The organism is Mesorhizobium sp. M0136 (assembly GCF_040322515.1).
Lineage (GTDB): Bacteria > Pseudomonadota > Alphaproteobacteria > Rhizobiales > Rhizobiaceae > Mesorhizobium.
This window is the reverse complement of record NZ_JAMYTP010000014.1, coordinates 16997-38112: the sequence shown is the minus strand read 5'-3', so window position 1 is coordinate 38112 and position 21116 is coordinate 16997. Positions and strand designations below refer to the sequence as shown.

Below are 21116 nucleotides of genomic sequence, written 5' to 3'. Positions count from 1 at the left end.
CTTAGGCCACAGGCTGACATCGACTAAGCCAGTGTATAGAAACGGAACGTTTCGTTCCTATATGGGTCGAGTTATTCTCAACCCGTCTGGAGCCACCATGCGTTACAATCAACTTGGAAATACGGGGATGTTCGTCTCCGAACTTTGCCTCGGCACGATGACGTTCGGCGCGGCCGGCGAGAACGCCCAATGGGGCCTGATCGCCAGCCTCGACCAGAAGGGCGTTGACGAGATCGTTGCCCGCTCGCTCGCCGCCGGCGTCAATTTCTTCGACACGGCGGATGTCTATTCCTTTGGTGCCTCGGAACGGCTTCTCGGCCAGTCGCTCAGGAACCTTGGCGTCAACCGGCAGGACGTGATCATCGCCACCAAGGTTCATGGCGCCATGGGCGGAGGCCCGAACCAGCGTGGTTCCTCGCGCGGCCACATCATGGATTCGGTCGAAGGCAGCCTCCAACGGCTGCAGCTGGATCATATCGATCTCTACCAGCTGCACGGCACCGACACGGTGACGCCGATCGACGAAACGCTGCGGGCGCTCGACGACCTGGTTGCCGCCGGCAAGGTCCGCTATGTCGGCGTCTCGAACTGGCAGGCCTGGCGCATCGCCAAGGCGCTGGGTATTGCCGAGCGCAAAGGCTTTGCCCGCTTCGAGACCGTGCAGTCGTATTATTCGATCGCCGGCCGCGATCTCGAGCGCGAGATCGTGCCGCTGCTCAGCGAGGAGAAGCTCGGGCTGATGGTCTGGTCGCCGATGGCTGGCGGCTTGCTCTCCGGCAAATACGGACCGGGCGCCCCCGGCAATGGCGAGGGCCGCCGCGCCAGCTTCAATTTCCCGCCGGTCAATGAGGACCGTGCCTGGGCAGCAGTCGCCGTCATGCGCGAGATCGCCGCCAAGCACGGCGTCAGCGTCGCTACGGTGGCGCTCGGCTATGTCCTGGCCAAGCCATTCGCGATGAGCGTCATCATCGGCGCCAGCCGCATGGAGCAGCTGGAACAGAACCTTGCAGCCACCGAGTTGCAGCTCGATGCCGATGATCTTGTTCGCCTCGACGAAGTCAGTGCCCTGCCCGCCGAATACCCGGACTGGATGCTGGAGCGTCAGGCGGCCGGCCGGCGGCCGGCGCCCGTTGCGCCGAAATAGTAACTCAATCTTACCTTCTTACCTTCGTTGCTTCGGGAGCCGGCAGGCTCCCGATCGTTTTGGGCTCAGTTCAGCCGGACAGTCTCGACCAAAAAGTCCAAAAAGGCCCGCACCCGCGCCGGCAGATGCTTGCCTTGGCCGACATAGACGGCGTGGGTGAGTTCCTCGTCTCCGGGGTTGAACTCTTCCAGCAGCGGCAGGAGCCGGCCGGCGGCAATGTCGGCCTCCACATGCCAGCTTGCCAGCCGGGCGATGCCCGCCCCCGAGAGCGCCATCAGCCGCATCGCCTCGCCGTCGCTGACCAGCGTATTTCCGGCGATCGACAGGGTGATCGGCTTGCCGGCCGCATCGATAAAAGGCCAGCCCTCGAGGTGGCGTACGAAACGGAAGCCCATGCGGTTGTGACGATCGAGATCGGCGGGCGTCATGGGCGTGCCACGCGCTTCGAGATACGATGGCGCCGCAACGACGACCACCCGGCTCTGTCCGAGCTTGCGCGCCACCAGCCGTGATTCGCCGAGCGGCCCGGCCCGGATGGCGACGTCAGCGCGCTCCTCCATCAGGTCGATGACATCGTCGGTCAACACCAGATCGACCGAGATTTCGGGGTAGCGCTCTAGAAAACGCGGCAAAATCGGGATCAGCCGATGCTGCCCGAAAGGCACGTAGCTGTTGATCCGCAGCCGGCCACGCGGCGCGGCGCCCGCCGCCGCCTCGCGCTCGGCCGCTGCCATGTCGGCCAGGATACGCACGCCGCTGTCGAAAAAGGCCGCCCCCTCCGGCGTCAGTTGCAGCTTGCGCGTCGAACGGCTGACCAGCCGCGCGCCGAGCCGTGCCTCCAGCCGCGCGATCAGCTTGCTCACCGCCGACGGGGTCATCCGCAACGCACGGGCAGCGGCCGAAAAGCTGCCCGCCTCGACCACGCGGACGAACACTTCGATCTCGCCGGAGCGGTTGATGTCGGGCCTGGCCATTGGTGAATCTATTTCACAGACGATGTGCCCGATGCAAGGCTGGTTCACAGCACATCGCGACACGATCTTCCGAATTGGGGCGTGGGAGGAACACGGCGCCCGTCGTCAAAACTGGTCGTCATCGAAGTGGGAACCGCCATGCCCCTTGCTCTTTACGCTCTTGCCGCCGGTGCGTTCGGCATCGGCGTCACCGAATTCGTCATCATGGGCCTGCTGCTCGACGTCAGCACCGATCTCGACGTCTCGATCTCGGCTGCCGGCCAGCTTATTTCCGGCTATGCGCTCGGCGTTGTCATCGGCGCGCCGCTGCTGACGATCGCAACCGGCCGTTGGCCGCGCAAGACCGTGCTTCTGTCGCTGATGGCGATCTTCACGCTGGGCAACCTCGCCTGTGCGCTTGCCCCAGACTACTGGACGCTGATGGGTGCGCGCGTGCTGACCGCCTTCGCCCACGGCACCTTCTTCGGCGTCGGCTCGGTCGTGGCGACCGGGCTGGTGGCGCCCAACAAGAAAGCTTCGGCGATCGCCCTGATGTTCACCGGCCTGACCATCGCCAACATCCTCGGCGTGCCTTTCGGCACTTGGCTCGGCCAGGCCTTCGGCTGGCGCGCGACGTTCTGGGCGGTGACCCTGGTCGGCATCGCCGCCTTCGCCATCATTCTCCTGGTGGTGCCGCGCAGCCGAACAGAACCTGAGAAGAGCAATTTGCGCGCCGATCTCGCCGTGCTCGGCCGCACGCCCGTCCTGCTTGGCTTTGCCACCACCGTGCTCGGCTATGCCGGCGTCTTTGCCGTCTTCACCTACATCGCCCCGTTGCTGACCGAGATCACCGGTTTTGAGGAAGCAGCGGTGTCGCCTATCCTGCTGGTCTTCGGCGGCGGCCTTATCGCCGGCAACATCGCCGGGGGCAAGTTCGCCGACCGCCGGCTGCTACCTTCCGTTCTCGGCAGTCTCGTCGTCCTGGCGCTGGTGCTCGGCACCATGACGTTCGCCCTGCACAGCCAGGTCATGGCCGTTATCTATGTCGGCCTGCTCGGCGCCGCCGCCTTCGCCACCGTGGCGCCACTGCAGATGTGGGTGCTGGAAAAGGCACGAGGCGCCGGCCAGAGCCTCGCCTCGTCCTTCAACATCGCCGCCTTCAACCTCGGCAACGCGGCCGGCGCCTGGCTCGGCGGCGTGGTCATCGCGCACGGTCCCGGCCTCGGCGCCGTCACCTGGGTCGCGGCCCTGTTGCCGCTTTCAGCGCTTGCCGTGGCGGCGTTTGCTCTGCGCCTCGACCGAGACCCTGCCCTCTCCACACCGGAAATCGCGCCGTCATAGAACGGCAAACCTCAACCAATCCTTGAAACAGCCATCCTTCCACAAGGAGCAAACCCATGGATTATCGAAATCTTGGCGCATCAGGCCTGAAGGTCCCGGCACTCTCGTTCGGCGCTGGAACCTTCGGCGGCTCAGGCCCGCTGTTCGGCGCCTGGGGCAACAGCGATGCGACGGAAGCACGGCGGCTGGTCGACATCTGCCTAGAGGCCGGCGTCAACCTGTTCGACACCGCCGATGTCTATTCGATTGGCGCTTCCGAACAAGTGCTCGGCGCTGCCATCAGGGGCCGCCGCGACGCCGTGCTGATCTCGACCAAGACCTCGCTGCCGATGGGCGACGGTCCCAACGATGCCGGCTCGTCACGTTCACGCCTGATCAAGGCCGTCGAAGACGCGCTGAAGCGTATTGGCACCGATTACATCGACCTGCTGCAACTGCACGCCTTTGATGCCGCAACACCGATCGAGGAGGTGCTGTCGACGCTGGACGGTCTCGTGCGCGCCGGCAAGCTGCGTTATGTCGGCGTCTCCAATTTTTCCGGCTGGCAAGTGATGAAGTCGCTCGGCCTGGCGGATAGATATGGCTATCCCCGATACGTCGCCCATCAGGTCTACTACTCGCTGGTCGGACGCGATTATGAATGGGAGTTGATGCCGCTCGGCCTCGACCAGGGTGTCGGTGCGCTGGTGTGGAGCCCACTCGGCTGGGGCCGCCTGACCGGCAAGATCCGCCGTGGCCAGAAGCTGCCTGAGAAAAGCCGGCTGCACGACACGGCAAGCTTCGGACCGCCCGTCGAGGATGAGCATCTCTATCGGGTCGTCGACGCGCTTGATGTTGTCGCCGAGGAAACCGGCAAGACCATACCGCAGATCGCCATTAATTGGCTGCTGCAGCGGCCGACCGTCGCCTCCGTCATCATTGGCGCGCGCAACGAGGAGCAGTTGCGCCAGAATCTCGGCGCCGTCGGCTGGTCCTTGACAGCCGAGCAGATGAAGAAGCTCGACACGGCAAGTGAGGTCACCGCACCCTACCCGTATTTTCCCTATCGCCGGCAGGAGGGGTTTGCCCGGCTGAACGCGCCCGCAGTCTGACGCTCCAAAAGCTGGCGGCGGCTCCCGGGCTGCCGCCCCCGGCTAATGCAGCACGAACTCGCCGTCGACCTTGCGCCATTCGTTCGGCGCGATCAGCTTCTGGTGCGTGTAGCTCACCGAATGCAGCGGGCCTTCGAGCTCGGCCTTCCAGAATTCGATGAAGCGGATCAGCACCGGAAATTTCGGGGCGATGTCGTAATCCTGCCAGATGAAGCTCTGCAGCAGATGCGGATGATCGGGAAAGTGATAAAGAATCTTGGCCGTAGTCAAGCCATAGCCCTTGAGCATCAGGTCCATTTCTGAATGGTCGCGCATTGCGGTCCCCTGGTTGATTCTCCTTCCTCCCAGCCTGAAATTGTGCACCCCATTTGCTTATTCGTCTATTGATATTTCTGCGATCAAACCAGATTCCTCCCGCAAAAACATGCGCTTAGCAGCCGCCTCACGAGAGTGCTGACACCACCCGGCAAGGCACCTGCGGCATCCCGCCGCGCGAATCCAACGTCTAATGTTGCCGTCACCGCCGAACTGTTAATAATGCGCGCGAATTCGCGGCCGCATCGCTGCGATCCTGCCGGCGGTCAAGCCGGCGGTTTGGTTTTGGGGAGGAAGGCGAAGAAATGTCCGATGTTCATGTCCATCGCGTCCAGCCGGCGTGGAAGAAGAACGCGCTGATTGACAATGACACCTACCTGAAATGGTACGCCGACAGCGTCAAGAACCCGGACAAGTTCTGGGGCACGCACGGCAAGCGCATCGACTGGTTCAAGCCCTACAGCAAGGTCAAGAACACGTCCTTCGACGGCAAGGTTTCGATCAAATGGTTCGAGGATGGCCAGACAAACGTTTCCTGGAACTGCATCGACCGGCATCTGAAGAAGCGCGGCGAACAGACCGCCATCATCTGGGAAGGCGACAACCCCTACGACGACAGGAAGATCACCTATAACGAACTTCACGCACATGTCTGCCGCCTCGCCAATGTGATGAAGAAGCACGGCGTCAAGAAGGGCGACCGCGTCACCATCTACATGCCGATGATCCCGGAGACCGCTTATGCGATGCTCGCCTGCACGCGCATCGGCGCCATTCATTCGGTCGTCTTCGGCGGCTTTTCGCCGGACGCGCTGGCCGGACGCATCGACGACTGCAAGTCGACCTTCGTCATTACCGCCGACGAAGGCCTGCGCGGCGGCAAGACTATCCCGCTGAAGGACAACACCGACAAGGCGATCGAGATCGCCGCAAAGGCCGGAACGAAAGTCGAAAAGGTCTTGGTCGTGCGCCGCACCGGCGGCAAGACCGGCTGGGCCGCCGGGCGCGACGTCTGGTACCATGACGAGGTCGCCACGGTTAAGGCCGAATGCAAGCCCGAGAAGATGAATGCCGAGGACCCGCTGTTCATCCTCTACACATCCGGCTCGACCGGCAAGCCGAAGGGCGTGCTGCACACCACCGCCGGCTATCTCGTCTATGTCTCGATGACCCACCAATATGTATTCGACTATCATGACGGCGACATCTACTGGTGCACCGCAGATGTCGGCTGGGTCACCGGTCACAGCTATATCGTCTACGGGCCGCTCGCCAACGGCGCCACCACGCTGATGTTCGAAGGCGTGCCGAACTACCCGTCGCAGTCGCGTTTCTGGGACGTGATCGACAAGCACAAGGTCAACATCTTCTACACGGCGCCGACGGCGTTGCGTGCGCTGATGGGCGCCGGCGATGCCCATGTCACCAAAACGTCGCGCAAGTCGCTGCGCGTGCTGGGCACCGTCGGCGAGCCGATCAATCCGGAAGCCTGGGAGTGGTATTTCAACGTCGTCGGCAACGGCAAGGTGCCGATCGTCGACACCTGGTGGCAGACCGAGACCGGCGGCATCATGATCACGCCGCTTCCGGGCGCCACCCACCTCAAGGCGGGTTCGGCGACGCGGCCCTTCTTTGGCATCAAGCCGCAGCTGGTCGACGCCGACGGCAAGGTACTGGAAGGCGAAGCCAGCGGCAATCTTTGCATTGCCGACTCATGGCCGGGCCAGATGCGCACCGTCTATGGCGATCACGACCGCTTCGTGCAGACCTATTTCTCGACCTACAAGGGCAGGTACTTCACCGGCGACGGCTGCCGCCGCGATGCTGACGGCTACTACTGGATCACCGGCCGCGTCGACGACGTCATCAACGTCTCCGGCCACCGCATGGGCACCGCCGAGGTCGAATCGGCGCTGGTTTCGCATGAGAAGGTCTCGGAGGCCGCCGTCGTCGGCTACCCGCACGATATCAAGGGCCAGGGCATCTACTGCTACGTCACGCTGATGGCCGGCGAGACGCCAAGCGAGGACTTGCGCCACGAGCTCGTCACCCATGTCCGCAAGGAGATCGGCGCCATCGCTTCGCCCGACAAGATCCAGTTCGCGCCCGGCCTGCCGAAGACGCGTTCCGGCAAGATCATGCGGCGCATCCTGCGCAAGATCGCCGAGGATGATTTTGCCGCGCTCGGCGACACCTCGACGCTCGCCGATCCGGCAGTCGTCGACGACCTGATCGCCAACCGGCAAAACAAGAAGGGCTGATGCAACCCGCATTGGGCGCCGTCACCGAGCTTTGGCGCTATCCCGCGAGCTCGCTCGCCGGCGAGTTTCAGGAGGCGATCTCCGTCGACTGGTATACCGTCGAAGGCGACCGCCTGTTTGGTCTTGTCGATACCTCGACCGATGAAATCGCACGGCCCGACCGCGAAGCGAAATGGCACAAGGTGCCCCGCATCCGCACCCGGCTGTCGCAGGCCGGCAGGCTGGAGGTCGCCATCCCCGACGGACGCTGGCTTTCGGCACCTGGCGCGCAAAGTGATCGCGCGGTTTCCCCGTATCTCGGCTTTGCGGCTTCCATCCGGCCGTTCCGCCGGGAAAATGCGGCTCCGGATTACGCCGGCCCTCTGTTGACGGAACGCTATGTCAAAGCCCCTATTCATCTGCTGACCACCGCCTCACTGGCGCGTTTGAAAGTGCTTCATCCAGAGGGCACCGCCGACGCGCGCCGCTTCCGCCCCAACATCGTCGTCGATATGCCGGAGGTCGAGGGGTCGTTCCCCGAGACGGAATGGATCGGGCGCAAGCTGGCAATCGGCGACCTGCTCCTGACCATCTCCGAGCCGTGCCGCCGCTGCGGCTTCACCATCATTGGCCAGGACGGGTTCGACCACGACCCGGCAATCCTGCGCAGCCTGGTCCGCCACAACGCCCATAACCTCGGCGTCTACTGCACCGTCGACCGACCGGCCCGCGTCGAGATCGGCGCCACGATGCGCCTCCTGTAGCTATCGGTACAAATCCGCCCGCGTCGGCGGCAGGCCGCTCGGCCCACGCGCGCGCCTTGTGGCGACGGTCTGGAAAACCTGCGCCGATGCACGTTCGAAGGTAATCGAGCAGCCGGTGAGATAAAGCAGCCACAGCCGCGCCTTGGCTTCGCCGACCTCAGCGATAGCTTCGTCAAAGCGTGCGTGGAGACGCTCTGCCCATAGCCGGCAGGTGCGCGCATAGTGCTCGCGCAAGTTTTCGACGTCGTAGACGAGGAAGCCGTGCGCCTCGAGATTGCCGAGCGTCATGCCGATCGTATCGAGTTCGCCGCCCGGAAAAATGTATTTGATCAGCGCCTTGAATTCCGGCCCCTTGCGCAGCGTCTTCTTCAAGCTGCCCTTGTCGCGCCGGGTGATGGCGTGGTGCAGATAGATGCCGCCGGGCTTGAGCAGGCGATGGATCCTCGAGAAATAGGCCGCATGGTTGGCAAGCCCCAGATGCTCGAACATGCCGATCGACGAGATCTTGTCGAAGGAGCCGGACAGCTCGGCATAGGACTTGATCTCGATGGTGATGCGGTCCTCCAGCCCCGCGGCGCGGATGCGTTCGCGGGCGAGCTCGGTCTGTGCCTCCGACAGCGAAACGCCGTGGCCGACGACGCCATAATTCTTCACCGCATGGATGAGCATCGCTCCCCAGCCGCAGCCGATGTCGAGCAGTTTTTCGCCGGGCTTCAGCCGAAGCTTGCGGCAGATATGGTCGAGCTTGTCTCTTTGGGCCTGATCGATATCGTTGGCGAAATCCTTGAAGTAGCCGCAGCTATAGACCATGCGCTCGTCGAGGAAGAGCCGGTAGAATGCGTTGGAAATGTCGTAGTGATGCTGGATCGCCTCCTTGCTCGACCCGCTGACGTAAGGGTTGCGGCCGGAAAGATCGGTTCGCGCCGTCATCTGTTTTCGCGAAAACAGCACCGCCGGCAGGTCGCGCAGGATCGCCAGCTTCGGCAACGTCTTGAGCTTCGTCCTGAGCTTGCCATGCGTGGGCAAGGCGTAGAAATCGAACAGCGATCCGTCTTCAACGTCGACCGCCTTGGCAATCCACATCTCGATCAGCGTCGATAAAGAGGGCCGACGTACGATCTGCCAGACGATGTCCTGGTCGTTGATAATGAGCACCGGGCCGGTAGCCGGGCCGATCCGCTCGCCTGTCCACAGCCTCACCGCGAAACCCGGTTTCAGCGTTTCGATGACCGTCCGAACAATCCGGGCCGCTCTTTCGGCTGCCTCCATCCCCATCCTCCCTTACCCGGCAAATAGCGGCCCGGAACAATCGCGGCTCGATCTTGCCTGCCCGATCGGCCGGCCGCAAGCCGCCCGAGTGCACAAGCACGCTTGTTCAGGATTTTCGAGTGCCGCGCCTTGCCATTTGCCGGATGACACCCCATCATGAGCAAGTGTTCAACAAATCGAAAGGAGGTGATCCGATGTCGAGTGATTTCGTTTTCCAGAACGTGGCCTCAGCGGATCGCACTTTCGGGAAGCAGTCTTCCCGTTAAGGCGCGAGATGCGCGGCTGGCGACCAACCGTCGCCGCCAGGAGCCGCGCCATGGACGGAAACACGGAAGGCCGCCGACTTCGCAAGAAGCGGCGGCCTTTTCCTTTTTGGGCTGTTGTCCCTTATTTGGTTACGCTCAACATCTCGACGTTGCGCGCTATGTCCTGGAAAGCCTGGTTGAGTTCGGTTCCATTGGCAGCTTGGTAGAAGTGCTTGATCTTGGTGGTGTCCGGGCTCGCGCAATCCTGGAGCGTCGCCTTGGCATTCGTTTCGTTTAGGTCAAATCCAATAGTGAAGATCTCAATGCCCTTGTCGCGCATGGCAGCGCAAAGTTTCTTGGCTGCCGTGCGGGTCGGCTCCTTGCCGGCGTCATTGTAAACGTCGCTCACCGTGCTCGCATCGAAGTAGGACAGGTTGAATTCGCCGTCGGTCATCAGGATCGCGATTTTGGCGACCTTTTTTGGATCCATCTTGGCCGGCCGCTGCGAAGTCCTCATTATGCTCCCCCAGCTCTCCGAGAGCATGTACCAGGTCCACTGCACGCCGATGTGGCCGGCAGTGCCGCCGGAGGCGACGAAATTCTTGATGACCGTCTTGAGCGCCGTCGCATCGGCCGTCAGCGGCATCAGCGTGGCGGCCGGGCAGGCGGCGGTGCCGGTTTGCCAGGCGAAGGACGACAGCAGGTAGTCGCGGTTGACCATGCTGGCGTCGGGGCCTGCGTCCGAATACTGGTAGGTCCCCTTGCGTTCTGTGGCGCAATTATCGGGACGGATGAAGCCCGAGACATACTGCACGGCGTCATTGGCCGGCGCCTGTTTGCGTTGGCTGGCGGTGGTTTCCACATAGACGCTGCTGGTGGCAAGTGTACCGGCATTCACCGAATTGGCATAAGGCACGATGGCAACCCGCACGCGCGGTTTGGACGGGTCCTGACCGCCCAGGAAGCTGTCGACAGCATTCGCCGCAGCCGTCCGCAGATCGATGATTTTCTGGCCTGCCATCGAGCCGGTAACATCGAGCATCATCGCGACTTCGATCTGCTTGTCCGAATAGAGAGCCGTCGTCGATGCGGGAACGCGCTGCATGCTACCCGTGCTGAAAAGCGGGAAATAATAGCTGACATTGACATGAACGTCCGCCTGAACGGTCTTGGCGATTCGGTCGACAGTCAGTTTGTCGAGAACGATCTGATTGTCCTGCAGGATACCCGCCGTGCTGTTGGCATCGAGAAAGGCCTGCACCGATTTGCTGGCGTCAGCCTCGCTGATGACGCTGGTCGTCAGGTCGCGGGCCGTCGAGGTGACCGCAGCATCGACGACGCCTTGCAGGCTCGATTTCACATTGTAGAGTTGGGAGACGTTGACGGCAAAGCCGACGCTCAGCGCCAGTACTGAGCCGATTATACCAAACAGCACCGCGAAATTTCCGCTGCGATCCCCGGCAAAGCCGCCGATCGCCTGAACAAGACCCCCGAAACGCCGCATTCCTTCCGCCTCCATTCGCCACAGCCTGCAGCTGTCCGAACGCGCATTGCAGGAATCCGGCCGGATCGCGCCGCCGGGCGCGGGAAAGCGAGCAGCCCCCGCTCAGGCCATTGTTTCCAAACGGTTTCGAGCAGCGACAAGGTAAACAGCGGGTAAACGAAAGCCGCGTCGGCGCGGCTTTGTTCACAAAGCGCTTACCACGATCCGGCTCGCAATTCGGAACGGCCGGATGGCGTCCCGATCCGGTACAGACGAGATGTCTCGAACCGGATCAGCACGACCGCGATGGCGGGACGTGGAAACATGGGCTGTGAACGTCTCCGGGAGGATTAGGCCAGCACCCGTGCGGTGACGGTCCTGTCGAGGCCGCGATAGGGCGGCTTGAACAGGTTGCCTTCCTGCTCGTAGGTCCAGACCTTGAACAGGCTGAGCCGGTGCGGGCCGAAACTGTGCAACAGCGGCACGTCGGTGGCGTCGCGGCCACGCGCAATGACGACACGGCCGATTCTCGGCACGTTGTGGCGAGGATCGAACGTGTACCACTTGCTGTCGAGGAACACTTCCATCCAGGCCGAGAAGTCCATCGGCGCCGGATCGGCGGGCACGCCGATATCGCCGAGATAGCCGTTCACGTAGCGGGCCGGGATATTCATGCAGCGGCAGAGCGTGATCGCCAGATGGGCAAAGTCGCGGCAGACGCCGACGCGTTCCTCATGCGCCTGCGCCGCCGTGCGGGTCGAGCGCGCATAACCGTAGCCGAAGGACAGGCGGTTGTGGACATAGTCGACGATCGCCTGCACCCGCGCCCAGCCCGGCGGAAGCTGGCCGAACAGTTGCCAGGCCAGGTCGCCGAGATGGTCGGTCTCGCAGTAACGGCTGCCGAGCAGATAGCCGAGCACCTCGTCCGGCAATTCGGCGACCGGAACTTCCCTGGCCAGCGCGTTGACTTCGTCCGTCTCACCGCTGTCCTCGACCACCGCGTCATAGAGGATGCGAAAGCTTCCGGCCGGCGCCGTGAAGCGGCGGCAGCTATTGCCGAAAAGATCGTGGTAGACCCTGGTCGGGACCGACGGCGAGGTCAGCACGCGCGTCTGCCGCTTGATGTCGACCTGGCGATCCCTGTGGATCTCGAGCAGCGAAACAATCGGCGTGGCTGCAGCGCATTCAATGCCAATTTCATAGCCGAGCCTGATCAGCATCGCCGTCCCCCTACGATCGTCATGGAAGATAGTGCTGGTCAACGCAGGAGAGTGCGCGGCGGTTCCTTGCGAACGTCGAAAACGACCCCTCGCGGCTTCCCATACGGACGCGGCAACGTTACGGTCGATCGACACGCGTCTTTCGAAAATAATCCCTCCAGGATGACCCGGGAAAACCGATGTTTGCAGGCAGAAAATTTGCGGCCTTCCTGTTCGATATGGACGGCACGATTCTCAATTCGATTGCCGCGGCGGAAAGGGTCTGGGCAGCTTGGGCGCATCGGCAAGGTCTTGACGTCGCCGCATTCCTGCCGACCATCCACGGCGTGCGGGCGATCGAGACCATCGGCCGGCTGGCGCTGCCAGGCGTCGATCCTGCCCGCGAAGCCGATGCGCTTTTGCAGGCCGAGGCAGCCGACGTCGAGGGTATTCGCCCGATTGCCGGCGCCGCGGCGTTCCTCGCATCGCTGCCGCCTGGGAGTTGGGCGATCGCCACCTCCGCGCCGCGCGAACTTGCCTTGCTGCGCCTGCAGGCCGCCGGCATTCCGGCTCCCGCCGTGATCGTTGCGGCGGAGGACGTGGCCCGCGGCAAGCCGGCGCCCGACTGCTTCCGGCTGGCGGCCGAACGGCTCGGCGTCGATGTGCGCGACTGTCTCGTCTTCGAGGACGCGCCGGCCGGCATAGCGGCAGCCGAAGCCGCGGGTGCCGCAATCGTGGTGATCAGCGCCACGCACCGGCATCCCTTGCAGACGCCGCATGCCGCTATCGGCGGCTATGACGCGATCGGCATCGCCGTCGATGCCAGCGGCTGGATCGCCATCGAAGCGGAGCGGACGGCGCAGCCCGCGTAGTTTGGCGCCGCTGCGTGGGCTAAAAGTCGCTGGTCAGGCCCTTGACCTCCCAGTCGCCGTAGCGTCCAGGCTCCTTGCCGCCGCGCCCGCCGATCTCCCTCGGCAGCGTGGCTTCCGTCTCGCGATATTTTTGCCGCCGGGCCTCGGCCTCCGCCAAAGCGCGCCGGGCTGCCGGCGTCAGCGCCTTTTGCGGCGCGTGGTGAGCCTGTGTTTGGTTGGATTCGTCGATCATGCGATCTTCCGGTAGATTGAAAAAGGCCCCCGATTGAAACGAGAACCGCTGTTTCCCATCATATAGCGATGGGTCCACAAGGGATCGACCCCTTTGTTGGGCAGAACGGAGCAGACAATGAACACCCTTCGCACCGCCATGCTTTTGGCCGCAATGACGGCCCTGTTCATGGGCGTCGGTTATCTGGTCGGCGGATCCGGCGGCATGATGATCGCCTTGCTGATCGCTGCCGGCACCAATCTGTTCAGCTATTGGAACGCCGACAAGATGGTGCTGGCGATGCACCGAGCGATCGAGGTCGACGAAAGCAACGCGCCTGAATATTACGCCATCGTGCAGGGCCTAGCCCGACGCGCCGGTCTGCCGATGCCGAGGACCTATCTCATCGACAATCCGCATCCCAATGCCTTCGCCACCGGCCGCAATCCGCAAAATGCCGCTGTCGCCGCCAGCACTGGCCTGCTCGAGCGGCTATCGCATGAAGAAGTCGCGGCGGTGATGGCGCACGAGCTCGCCCATGTGCAGCACCGCGATACGCTGACCATGACGATCGTCGCCACCTTCGCCGGCGCAATTTCGATGCTCGGCAATTTCGCCTTCTTCTTCGGCGGTAACCGCGACAACAACAATTCCTTCGGCATCGTCGGCGTGCTGGTGGCAATGATCGTCGCGCCTTTGGCCGCCATGATCGTGCAGATGGCGGTGAGCCGCACTCGCGAATACGAGGCCGACCGGCGCGGTGCCGAAATCTGTGGACACCCGCTGTGGCTCGCCTCGGCGCTTGACAAGATCGCCCGTGGCGCCGAACGCATCCGCAACCCGGATGCCGAGCGCAATCCGGCAACCGCCCATCTCTTCATCATCAATCCTCTTTCCGGCGAGCGCATGGACAATTTGTTCTCCACCCACCCGAGCACCGAAAACCGCATCGCCGCCCTGCAGCGGATGGCGCAACAGATGGCCGGCGCACCCGAAGCGGCCGCGACGCCAAGCCCGGCGCCGGACGGGATCGGGCAGCAGCCGTCGGGTCCGTGGGAAAGGGCCGCCCGGCCCGAAAGGCCGGCCGAGCCGGCCAGGCCGAAACCCAATCCCTGGGGACGCAATCCGACCGGGCCTAAAGGTCCGTGGTCGTGACGAGCGCGACAGACAAAAAAGGCGGGATCTCGCTGGCGGAAATACGCGATCTTTGTGCAAGGCACTGGAACCCTATCGGCATACCGATGGCGAACATGGAAACATCAAGTGAACTGGAATTTCGTCCGCTTCCTGAAAACGAATATGACACCTATCTCCACCACATCGTCCGACTTGTCGGGGATGGTGCATCTCCAAAGCAAGTCGCGGACTATGTTGACAAGGTTGAGAAAGACTACATTCAGGTGACCTCACCCCTAGGAAGCAAAGAAGATTTTGTCAGCGCCATATTTAAACTAGTCAACCGATCGCCGGCACAATGAGGCCAACTCACAGTGAGGCTTCAGAAGCTCGCGGTCTCGCCGCGCGCAAGGCAGCCGCGCGGCTGCTTGCCGCCGTCATCGACGCGAGAACGCCGCTCGACGGGCTGACCGACCATGAAAACGGCCATCCGCAATACAAGGCGCTCGACCTGCGCGACCGCGCCCTGGTGCGCGCCATTCTGGTCACCGCCCTGCGCTACCGCATGACCATATCAGGCCTGTTGGCCCGCCGCCTGGAAAAGCCGCTGCCGCCCAACGCCACGGCGCTTTCGCACATCTTGCATGTGGCGGCGGCGCAGATCCTGTTCCTCGATGTTCCCGACAGCGCCGCCGTCGACCTCGCCGTGACGCATGCCAAGTCCGATCCGCGCACGGCGCGCTTTTCCGGCCTCGTCAACGGCGTACTGCGTACGTTGGCGCGGGCCAAGCAGGATGAGCTCGCGGCGGCGGTTGCGGCCACCGACGAGGCGCCAAAATGGTTTTCCGACCGTTTGAAAACGGTCTACGGCCTCGACAAGACCAGGCAGATACTGCTCGCCCATCGCCATGAGGCGCCGGTCGATTTCACCGTCAAGTCGGACCCGGCGCTGTGGGCCGAACGGCTCGGTGGCTTCGTCTTGCCGACCGGCACGGTGCGGGTGGAAAAGCTCAGCGCTTCCGTGACCGAACTGCCCGGCTTTGGGGAAGGCGCCTGGTGGGTTCAGGACGCGGCGGCCAGCCTGCCGGCCCGGCTGTTCGGCGACATCAATGGTTTGCGAATCGCCGACCTCTGTGCCGCGCCGGGCGGCAAGACCGCCCAGTTGATCCTCGCCGGCGCCCACGTCACCGCCCTCGACATGTCCAGAACGCGGCTGGCACGGCTGACGCAGAACCTCGAACGGCTCGGCCTGGCCGCGGAGATAGTGCAGGCCGATCTGCTCAAATACGAGCCGAAGGACCGCTTCGACGCCGTCCTCCTCGACGCACCTTGCTCTTCGACCGGCACGGTGCGCCGGCACCCCGACGTCCCCTGGACGAAGACGGCGGCCGACGTCGAAAAACTGGCCGACCTGCAACGCCGGCTGCTTGCCCGGGCCGTCACCCTGGTCAAGCCTGGCGGACGCATCGTCTTTTCCAACTGTTCGCTCGATCCGCTCGAAGGCGAAGAGCTTTATCGCGGCTTTCTCGCCGGCAATGCGGAAATCATCGACGACCCGCTTCGGCCGGGTGAGATCGCCGGCATCGACCCGTTCCTGACGCCGCAAGGCACGTTGCGCACCACGCCTGCCGACCTGGAGCTTGGCTCCCCTGCCCGTTCCGGGCTGGACGGCTTCTTCGCCGCCCGCATGCGCAGAGCCGGCTAAGGGCAGATATCGAAGCGCGTCCGGCCTTTTGGAGCGAGGAGGCACGGAAAACAGGCTGAACGGCCACGCTGCCGCGGAATTCGCCTTCGCACAAGTTCTTGAATCATATAAACTTGTGCCTGGGTGAGGACGATCAGGAGAGATTTTGGCAATCGCTGCCGGTAACACGACGCGTCTGTGGACGCTTGTCGCGAGGGAGTTCTGGCGCAAGGCGCGCCGGCGCTTGCGTGCCGGACCACTCTATCGCTGGCGCTACTCAGGCCGCACGCCGGAGCGCGTCCTGATCGCCCCGCCGGACCTGCGCCTCGCCGATCCTCAGATCGCGCTCGAAATCTATTACGGCCGCTATCCGCTTTCGGGGCATCTGGTCGAGACCGGCGGCAAATCGCCCTTCCAGATCGACGTGCCCAATCCCGGCTGGCAAAAGACGCTGCATGGCTTTCGCTGGCTGCGCCACATGCGTGCCGCGGGTACCGAGCTCGCCGCCGCCAACGCGCGGGCGTTGGTTTCCGACTGGATTGCAATCCATGGCAGCCATATTTCCGGCGTCGCCTGGGAGCCCGGCACGACGGCCAAGCGCGTCATTGCCTGGCTGCAGCATTCCTCGATCGTGTTGCAGGGCGCCGAATTTCCGTTCTACCGCGCCTTCCTGAAATCGCTTGCCGTCCAGATCCGCTATCTGCGCGCCATGGCGCGCGAGATGCCGGACGGCAAGGACAGGCTGCGCGCGCGCATTGCGCTGGCCTTTGCCGCTTTGTCGCTGCCGGCGCCGGCCTCAGCGCTGCGCGGTGCCACCCGCGCTCTCGCCGAGGAGATCGACCGCCAGATCCTGCCTGACGGCGGCCATATCTCGCGCAATCCGATGGCCGTGCTTGAAATCCTCGCCGACCTTCTGCCGTTGCGCCAGACATACGCCAATCAGGCCGAGACACCGCCGGCCGCCCTGATCGGCGCCATCGACCGGATGCTGCCGGCGCTGCGCTTCTTTCGCCATCAGGATGGCAGCCTTGCCCGCTTCAACGGCATGGGCGCCACCATCCACGACCGTATTGCCAGCATCCTGCATCACGACGACACCGCCGGCGCACCATTGCTGCACGCGCCGCATTCGGGTTATGAGCGCCTGTCGATGGGGGGTGTCACCGTGATCGCCGATACCGGACCGCCGCCGCCCGTCGACGTGTCCAATGCCGCTCACGCCGGGTGCCTCGCCTTCGAATTGTCGTCGGGCCGCCAGCACTATATCGTCAACGCCGGCATAGACACCTATGGCGCCGCCGAGTTCCGGCCGCTTGCCCGCGCCACCGCCGCCCATTCGACCGCCACCATCAACGACACGTCGTCGGCGCGCTTCAACCACTCCCTGCGCGTCAACGACCTGCTCGGCACGCCTTTGATCGGCGGGCCCCAGCATGTGCCTTGCAAGCGCACCGACCAGAAGGGCAGCCAGGGCTTCATCGCCCGCCATGACGGCTATGTCGCGCGCTTCGGCTTCCTGCATGAGCGCGAGCTGAAATTATCGACCGAAGGCAATGTGCTTGCCGGCAGGGACCGCTTCCTGCGGCCGGGCGGCGCCTCTATCCGCAACAATGGCCGTGATTTCGTCACGGTGCGTTTCCATGTCCATCCCGACATAAACCTGCTCCAGGATGAGCATGACCGTCTGGTGCTGGCCGCCGACCATGCCGACACCTGGGTGTTTACCTCCACCGAAGTGGCACCCGAGGTCGAGGAATCGATCTATTTCGCGGGGCTCGGCGGCCCGCGCCGCAGCCGGCAGATCGTGCTTGCGTTCAAAGCCTCGGAGATTTCCGAGGTCCACTGGCAATTGACGCGGACTACTCTCGGTGGTCATCCGGAAAAAGCTGAAGCCAGTGGCAACGGCAAACACTGATCAAGCCTTGCTGCTTGATTTCCGGGCCTCATGTGCTACGGCCCGCGGACGCTCTCCAACCAGAACTGGAAAGGCCGCCAGCCCATGGCCGTCGCCGCCAAGAACATTCCCGCGCCCGACCTTGTTCCGATCCGTCGCGCGCTGCTCTCCGTCTTCGACAAGACCGGCCTGATCGACTTCGCCAAGGCGCTGGCTTCGGCCGGCGTCGAGCTGGTTTCGACCGGCGGCACCGCAAAGGCGATCGCCGAGGCCGGCATGGCCGTGCGCGACGTATCCGAGCTCACCGGCTTTCCCGAGATCATGGACGGCCGCGTCAAGACGCTGCACCCGTCGGTGCATGGCGCACTGCTCGGCGTGCGCGACGATCCCGAGCACGCCGCTGCGATGCGCGACCACGGCATCGAGCCTATAGATCTCGTCGTCTCCAATCTCTATCCATTCGAAGAGGTGCGCCGCTCCGGCGCCGACTACGCGGCGATCGTCGAGAACATCGATATTGGCGGCCCGGCGATGATCCGTGCCTCGGCCAAGAACCACGCCTATGTCGGTATCGTCACCGACCCTGACGACTATGCCTCGGTGCTCAACGCGTTGGAGATGAATTTCGGCTCGCTGTCGCTGGATTTCCGCAAGAAGCTGGCAGCCAAGGCCTTTGCCCGTACTGCCACCTACGATGCGGCGATCTCGGGATGGTTCGCCGAGGCGCTCGAGATCGAGCATCCGACATGGCGCGCCTTCGGCGGCAAGCTGCAATCGGTGATGCGCTATGGCGAAAACCCGCATCAGGGCGCCGGCTTCTATGTCAATGGCGACAGGCGGCCGGGCGTCGCTACGGCGCGCCAGCTTCAGGGCAAGCAGCTTTCCTACAACAACATCAACGACACCAACGCCGCCTTCGAGCTGGTCGGCGAATTCGATCCGACCCGCTCCGCCGCAATTGCCATCATCAAGCACGCCAACCCGTGCGGCGTCGCCGAAGCCGCTTCGCTGCACGCGGCCTATGCCAAGGCGCTGGCCTGCGATCCGGTCTCTGCCTTCGGCGGCATCGTCGCCATGAACCGCATCCTCGACGCCGGAACCGCCGAAGAGATCGTCAAGACCTTTACCGAAGTGATCATCGCACCGGAGGCGTCCGAGGAAGCAGTCCGCATCATTGCCGCCAAGAAGAATCTACGCCTGCTGGTTACCGGCGGCCTGCCCGACCCGCGCGCGGCGGGCCTTGGCTTGAAATCGGTTGCCGGCGGCTTGCTGGTCCAGGGCCGCGACAATGCGGTGGTCGATGACCTCGACCTGAAAGTGGTGACCAGCCGCGCTCCGACGCCGGCCGAATTGGCCGATCTGAAATTCGCCTTTCGCGTGGCAAAGCACGTCAAGTCGAACGCCATAGTCTATGCCAGGGATGGCGCTACAGTCGGCATCGGCGCCGGCCAGATGAGCCGGGTCGATTCCTCGCGCATCGCCGCCCGCAAGGCGTTCGACGCGGCCGAGGCTGCCGGTCTGACGGAGCCTTTGACCAAGGGCTCTGTCGTCGCCTCGGATGCCTTTTTCCCGTTCGCGGATGGGCTTTTGTCGGCAATCGAAGCCGGCGCCACCGCCGTCATTCAGCCCGGCGGCTCGATGCGCGACGACGATGTCATCGCCGCCGCCGATGCTCACGGCATCGCCATGGTGTTTACCGGCGTGAGGCATTTCAGGCATTGAACTCCCTCCCTTCCCTCTGTGGGAGAAGGGACGAGCAGATCACTCCGCCGGCCGATCCGCCGGATAGGGCGTGCCGATCAGGATCGCCATGCCCGCTCCGAGGAACAGCACGATCGCCGCCATGCCGAGCCGCGCCGAGCCGCTGGCCAGGGTGATCGTGGCCACCATGAAGGGTGCGGCAAAACTGGTTGCTCGGCCGGCCAGTGCATAGATGCCGAAATAGCGGCCCGATTCGGCCGCGGAGACGCTGCGCGCCATGTAGGAGCGCGACGAAGCCTGCACCGGCCCGAAAGCAAGCCCGATCAGCAGGCCGTAGAAAATGTAGGCTTTTTCCGCCGCCGTGCCGAACAATCCGCCGCCGTCCAGTCCGGGCATCACCCAGGCGCCGAACAGCGTATAGCCCGGGCCGGTCGAGACGATGCCCAGCGTGGCAATGCTCAGCATGACCAGCGAAATCATCACTATGGACTTGGAACCCAGCGCCGTGTCGAGGCGTGCGGCAACCAGGCATCCGACTATGGCGACGACGTTGAGGATGATGCCGAACAGGCCGATCTCGGTAATCGACCAATGGAACATTGCCGCCGCAAACGTTCCGCCCAACGCCAGCAGCGCGTTGACGCCGTCCTGATAGATCATGCGCGCGACGAGAAAGCGAAAAATGCCGCTGCGCTTGCGCACTTCGGCCAGCGTCGACTTCAGTTCCGACAGTCCCTCGCGCACCGCCGGCCCGATTGGAATGCCTTTGATTGCATCGGGGGTGAAGAAGAACATCGGCAGGATGAACAGGAAATACCAGGCCGCCGACAACGGTCCGGTGGCACGCGCGTCCTCGCCGAGCCTGGGGTCGAGGCCGAAGATCGGGTCCAGCCCAACGACGGTCTTGCCGGTTTCAGGCGAGCCGGCCATGACGGTAACGACGAAGATCAGTGCGATTATGCCGCCGAGGTAGCCGAGCCCCCAGGCCATGTTCGAGATCCTGCCGATGTCGCTCTTCGGCACCAGGCGGGGCATCATCGAATCATTGAACACGGTCGAGAATTCCGCCGCGACCGACGCCAGCGAGAACAACGCCACGACCAGAAAAAGATTAGAGCCGGGCGCGGCGAACCACAGCAGGGTGAGGCAGGTGATCTTGACCGCGGCGAAGAAGGCTATCCACGGCTTTCGCGGTCCGGTCTGGTCGGCAATCGAACCGAGGACCGGCGACAAAACGGCAATGACGAGGCCGGCGGCGGCAATGCCGTAGCCCCAGGCCGCTTGCCCGGTCTCGGGATTGCTGGCCATGCGCGAGACGAAATAAGGACCGAAGATGAAGGTAGTGACGACCGTGAAAAACGGCTGTGCCGCCCAGTCGAACAGCATCCATCCCCAGATGCCGCGTCCCGACGCCCGCTGCACTGCCATCTCAGCCATGTCCCCTCCGCTGGAGCTTGCTCAATACTGATCGAATCGGAATGACGCTCCACCTTGTTGTTGAGCACGATCTTGTCCAAAAGCCGATCGTTAGGTTCGGCATCATGCTCCGGCGCTCCCAAAAGCAGCGCGCCGTTCGCTCTATTGCGCAGTTCTT

The 21116-nt window shown here is 63.6% G+C and carries 18 protein-coding genes; 11 read left to right on the top strand and 7 right to left on the bottom strand.

From position 1 onward, the window contains the following. The first annotated feature begins 97 nt into the window (after nt 1-97). Nucleotides 98-1144, top strand: a complete 1047-nt coding sequence (locus NKJ35_RS18000; RefSeq protein ID WP_352648909.1) for an aldo/keto reductase — start codon at nt 98-100, stop codon at nt 1142-1144. A 65-nt stretch (nt 1145-1209) separates the two neighbouring features. Here the strand turns inward: NKJ35_RS18000 and NKJ35_RS17995 are convergent, their stop codons facing one another. Continuing rightward, a complete protein-coding gene (locus tag NKJ35_RS17995) occupies nt 1210-2118 on the bottom strand; it encodes a LysR family transcriptional regulator (RefSeq protein ID WP_352648907.1) in 909 nt (302 codons plus the stop codon). A gap of 138 nt (nt 2119-2256) precedes the next feature. Here NKJ35_RS17995 and NKJ35_RS17990 point away from each other — a divergent pair, with 138 nt between their 5' ends. Together NKJ35_RS17990 and NKJ35_RS17985 are read left to right on the top strand one after the other, a co-directional pair. After that, nucleotides 2257-3438 (top strand): MFS transporter, encoded by a 1182-nt coding sequence (locus NKJ35_RS17990; protein ID WP_352648905.1) that lies wholly within the window; start codon nt 2257-2259, stop codon nt 3436-3438. A 56-nt stretch (nt 3439-3494) separates the two neighbouring features. Beyond that, nucleotides 3495-4529, top strand: a complete 1035-nt coding sequence (locus tag NKJ35_RS17985) for an aldo/keto reductase (protein WP_352504877.1) — start codon at nt 3495-3497, stop codon at nt 4527-4529. 42 nt (nt 4530-4571) lie between these two features. Here NKJ35_RS17985 and NKJ35_RS17980 read toward each other — a convergent pair whose 3' ends face one another. Further along, nucleotides 4572-4844 (bottom strand): usg protein, encoded by a 273-nt coding sequence (locus NKJ35_RS17980; protein ID WP_254820441.1) that lies wholly within the window; start codon nt 4842-4844, stop codon nt 4572-4574. Nucleotides 4845-5149: 305 nt separating this feature from the next. On the opposite strand from NKJ35_RS17980, the gene acs reads away from it, so the two are divergent. Both acs and NKJ35_RS17970 read left to right on the top strand, forming a co-directional pair. Next, a complete protein-coding gene (gene acs, locus NKJ35_RS17975) occupies nt 5150-7105 on the top strand; it encodes an acetate--CoA ligase (RefSeq protein WP_352648903.1) in 1956 nt (651 codons plus the stop codon). After that, on the top strand, nt 7105-7848 hold the full coding sequence (locus tag NKJ35_RS17970; protein ID WP_352648901.1) for an MOSC domain-containing protein: 744 nt from the start codon (nt 7105-7107) through the stop codon (nt 7846-7848). Before acs ends, NKJ35_RS17970 begins: the two co-directional genes overlap by 1 nt. Here the strand turns inward: NKJ35_RS17970 and NKJ35_RS17965 are convergent, their stop codons facing one another. The 3 genes from NKJ35_RS17965 to NKJ35_RS17955 all read right to left on the bottom strand — a co-directional run bounded on the left by NKJ35_RS17965 (nt 7849) and on the right by NKJ35_RS17955 (nt 12065). Further along, nucleotides 7849-9117, bottom strand: a complete 1269-nt coding sequence (locus NKJ35_RS17965) for a class I SAM-dependent methyltransferase (protein ID WP_352648899.1) — start codon at nt 9115-9117, stop codon at nt 7849-7851. A 387-nt stretch (nt 9118-9504) separates the two neighbouring features. Further along, entirely contained in the window at nt 9505-10866 is a 1362-nt protein-coding gene (locus NKJ35_RS17960) for a pilus assembly protein TadG-related protein (protein ID WP_352479566.1), read from the bottom strand. Between the two features lie 329 nt (nt 10867-11195). Next, nucleotides 11196-12065, bottom strand: coding sequence for a transglutaminase-like domain-containing protein (locus NKJ35_RS17955; RefSeq protein WP_352648898.1), 870 nt, complete (start codon nt 12063-12065; stop codon nt 11196-11198). Nucleotides 12066-12244: 179 nt separating this feature from the next. Between NKJ35_RS17955 and NKJ35_RS17950 the strand changes: the two genes are divergently transcribed. After that, nucleotides 12245-12916, top strand: a complete 672-nt coding sequence (locus tag NKJ35_RS17950; protein WP_352648897.1) for an HAD-IA family hydrolase — start codon at nt 12245-12247, stop codon at nt 12914-12916. Between the two features lie 19 nt (nt 12917-12935). Here the strand turns inward: NKJ35_RS17950 and NKJ35_RS17945 are convergent, their stop codons facing one another. Beyond that, on the bottom strand, nt 12936-13148 hold the full coding sequence (locus NKJ35_RS17945; protein ID WP_352648896.1) for a DUF1674 domain-containing protein: 213 nt from the start codon (nt 13146-13148) through the stop codon (nt 12936-12938). 117 nt (nt 13149-13265) lie between these two features. Between NKJ35_RS17945 and htpX the strand changes: the two genes are divergently transcribed. The 5 genes from htpX (at nt 13266) to purH (ending at nt 19543) form a co-directional block, all read left to right on the top strand. Next, nucleotides 13266-14282, top strand: coding sequence for a zinc metalloprotease HtpX (gene htpX / locus NKJ35_RS17940; RefSeq protein WP_352648895.1), 1017 nt, complete (start codon nt 13266-13268; stop codon nt 14280-14282). Then, nucleotides 14279-14605, top strand: a complete 327-nt coding sequence (locus NKJ35_RS17935) for a hypothetical protein (protein ID WP_352504869.1) — start codon at nt 14279-14281, stop codon at nt 14603-14605. The genes htpX and NKJ35_RS17935 overlap by 4 nt, the downstream gene beginning before the upstream one ends. After that, the gene (locus NKJ35_RS17930) at nt 14602-15948 is read left to right on the top strand and encodes an RsmB/NOP family class I SAM-dependent RNA methyltransferase (protein ID WP_352648893.1); all 1347 of its coding nucleotides are present in this window, start codon (nt 14602-14604) and stop codon (nt 15946-15948) included. Before NKJ35_RS17935 ends, NKJ35_RS17930 begins: the two co-directional genes overlap by 4 nt. A gap of 145 nt (nt 15949-16093) precedes the next feature. Then, on the top strand, nt 16094-17842 hold the full coding sequence (locus tag NKJ35_RS17925) for a heparinase II/III family protein (protein ID WP_352648891.1): 1749 nt from the start codon (nt 16094-16096) through the stop codon (nt 17840-17842). A gap of 84 nt (nt 17843-17926) precedes the next feature. After that, on the top strand, nt 17927-19543 hold the full coding sequence (gene purH, locus NKJ35_RS17920; protein WP_352648890.1) for a bifunctional phosphoribosylaminoimidazolecarboxamide formyltransferase/IMP cyclohydrolase: 1617 nt from the start codon (nt 17927-17929) through the stop codon (nt 19541-19543). Between the two features lie 39 nt (nt 19544-19582). Here purH and NKJ35_RS17915 read toward each other — a convergent pair whose 3' ends face one another. After that, complete coding sequence (locus tag NKJ35_RS17915; protein WP_352479558.1) at nt 19583-20959, bottom strand: MFS transporter; 1377 nt, start codon at nt 20957-20959, stop codon at nt 19583-19585. Between the last annotated feature and the right edge of the window lie 157 nt (nt 20960-21116).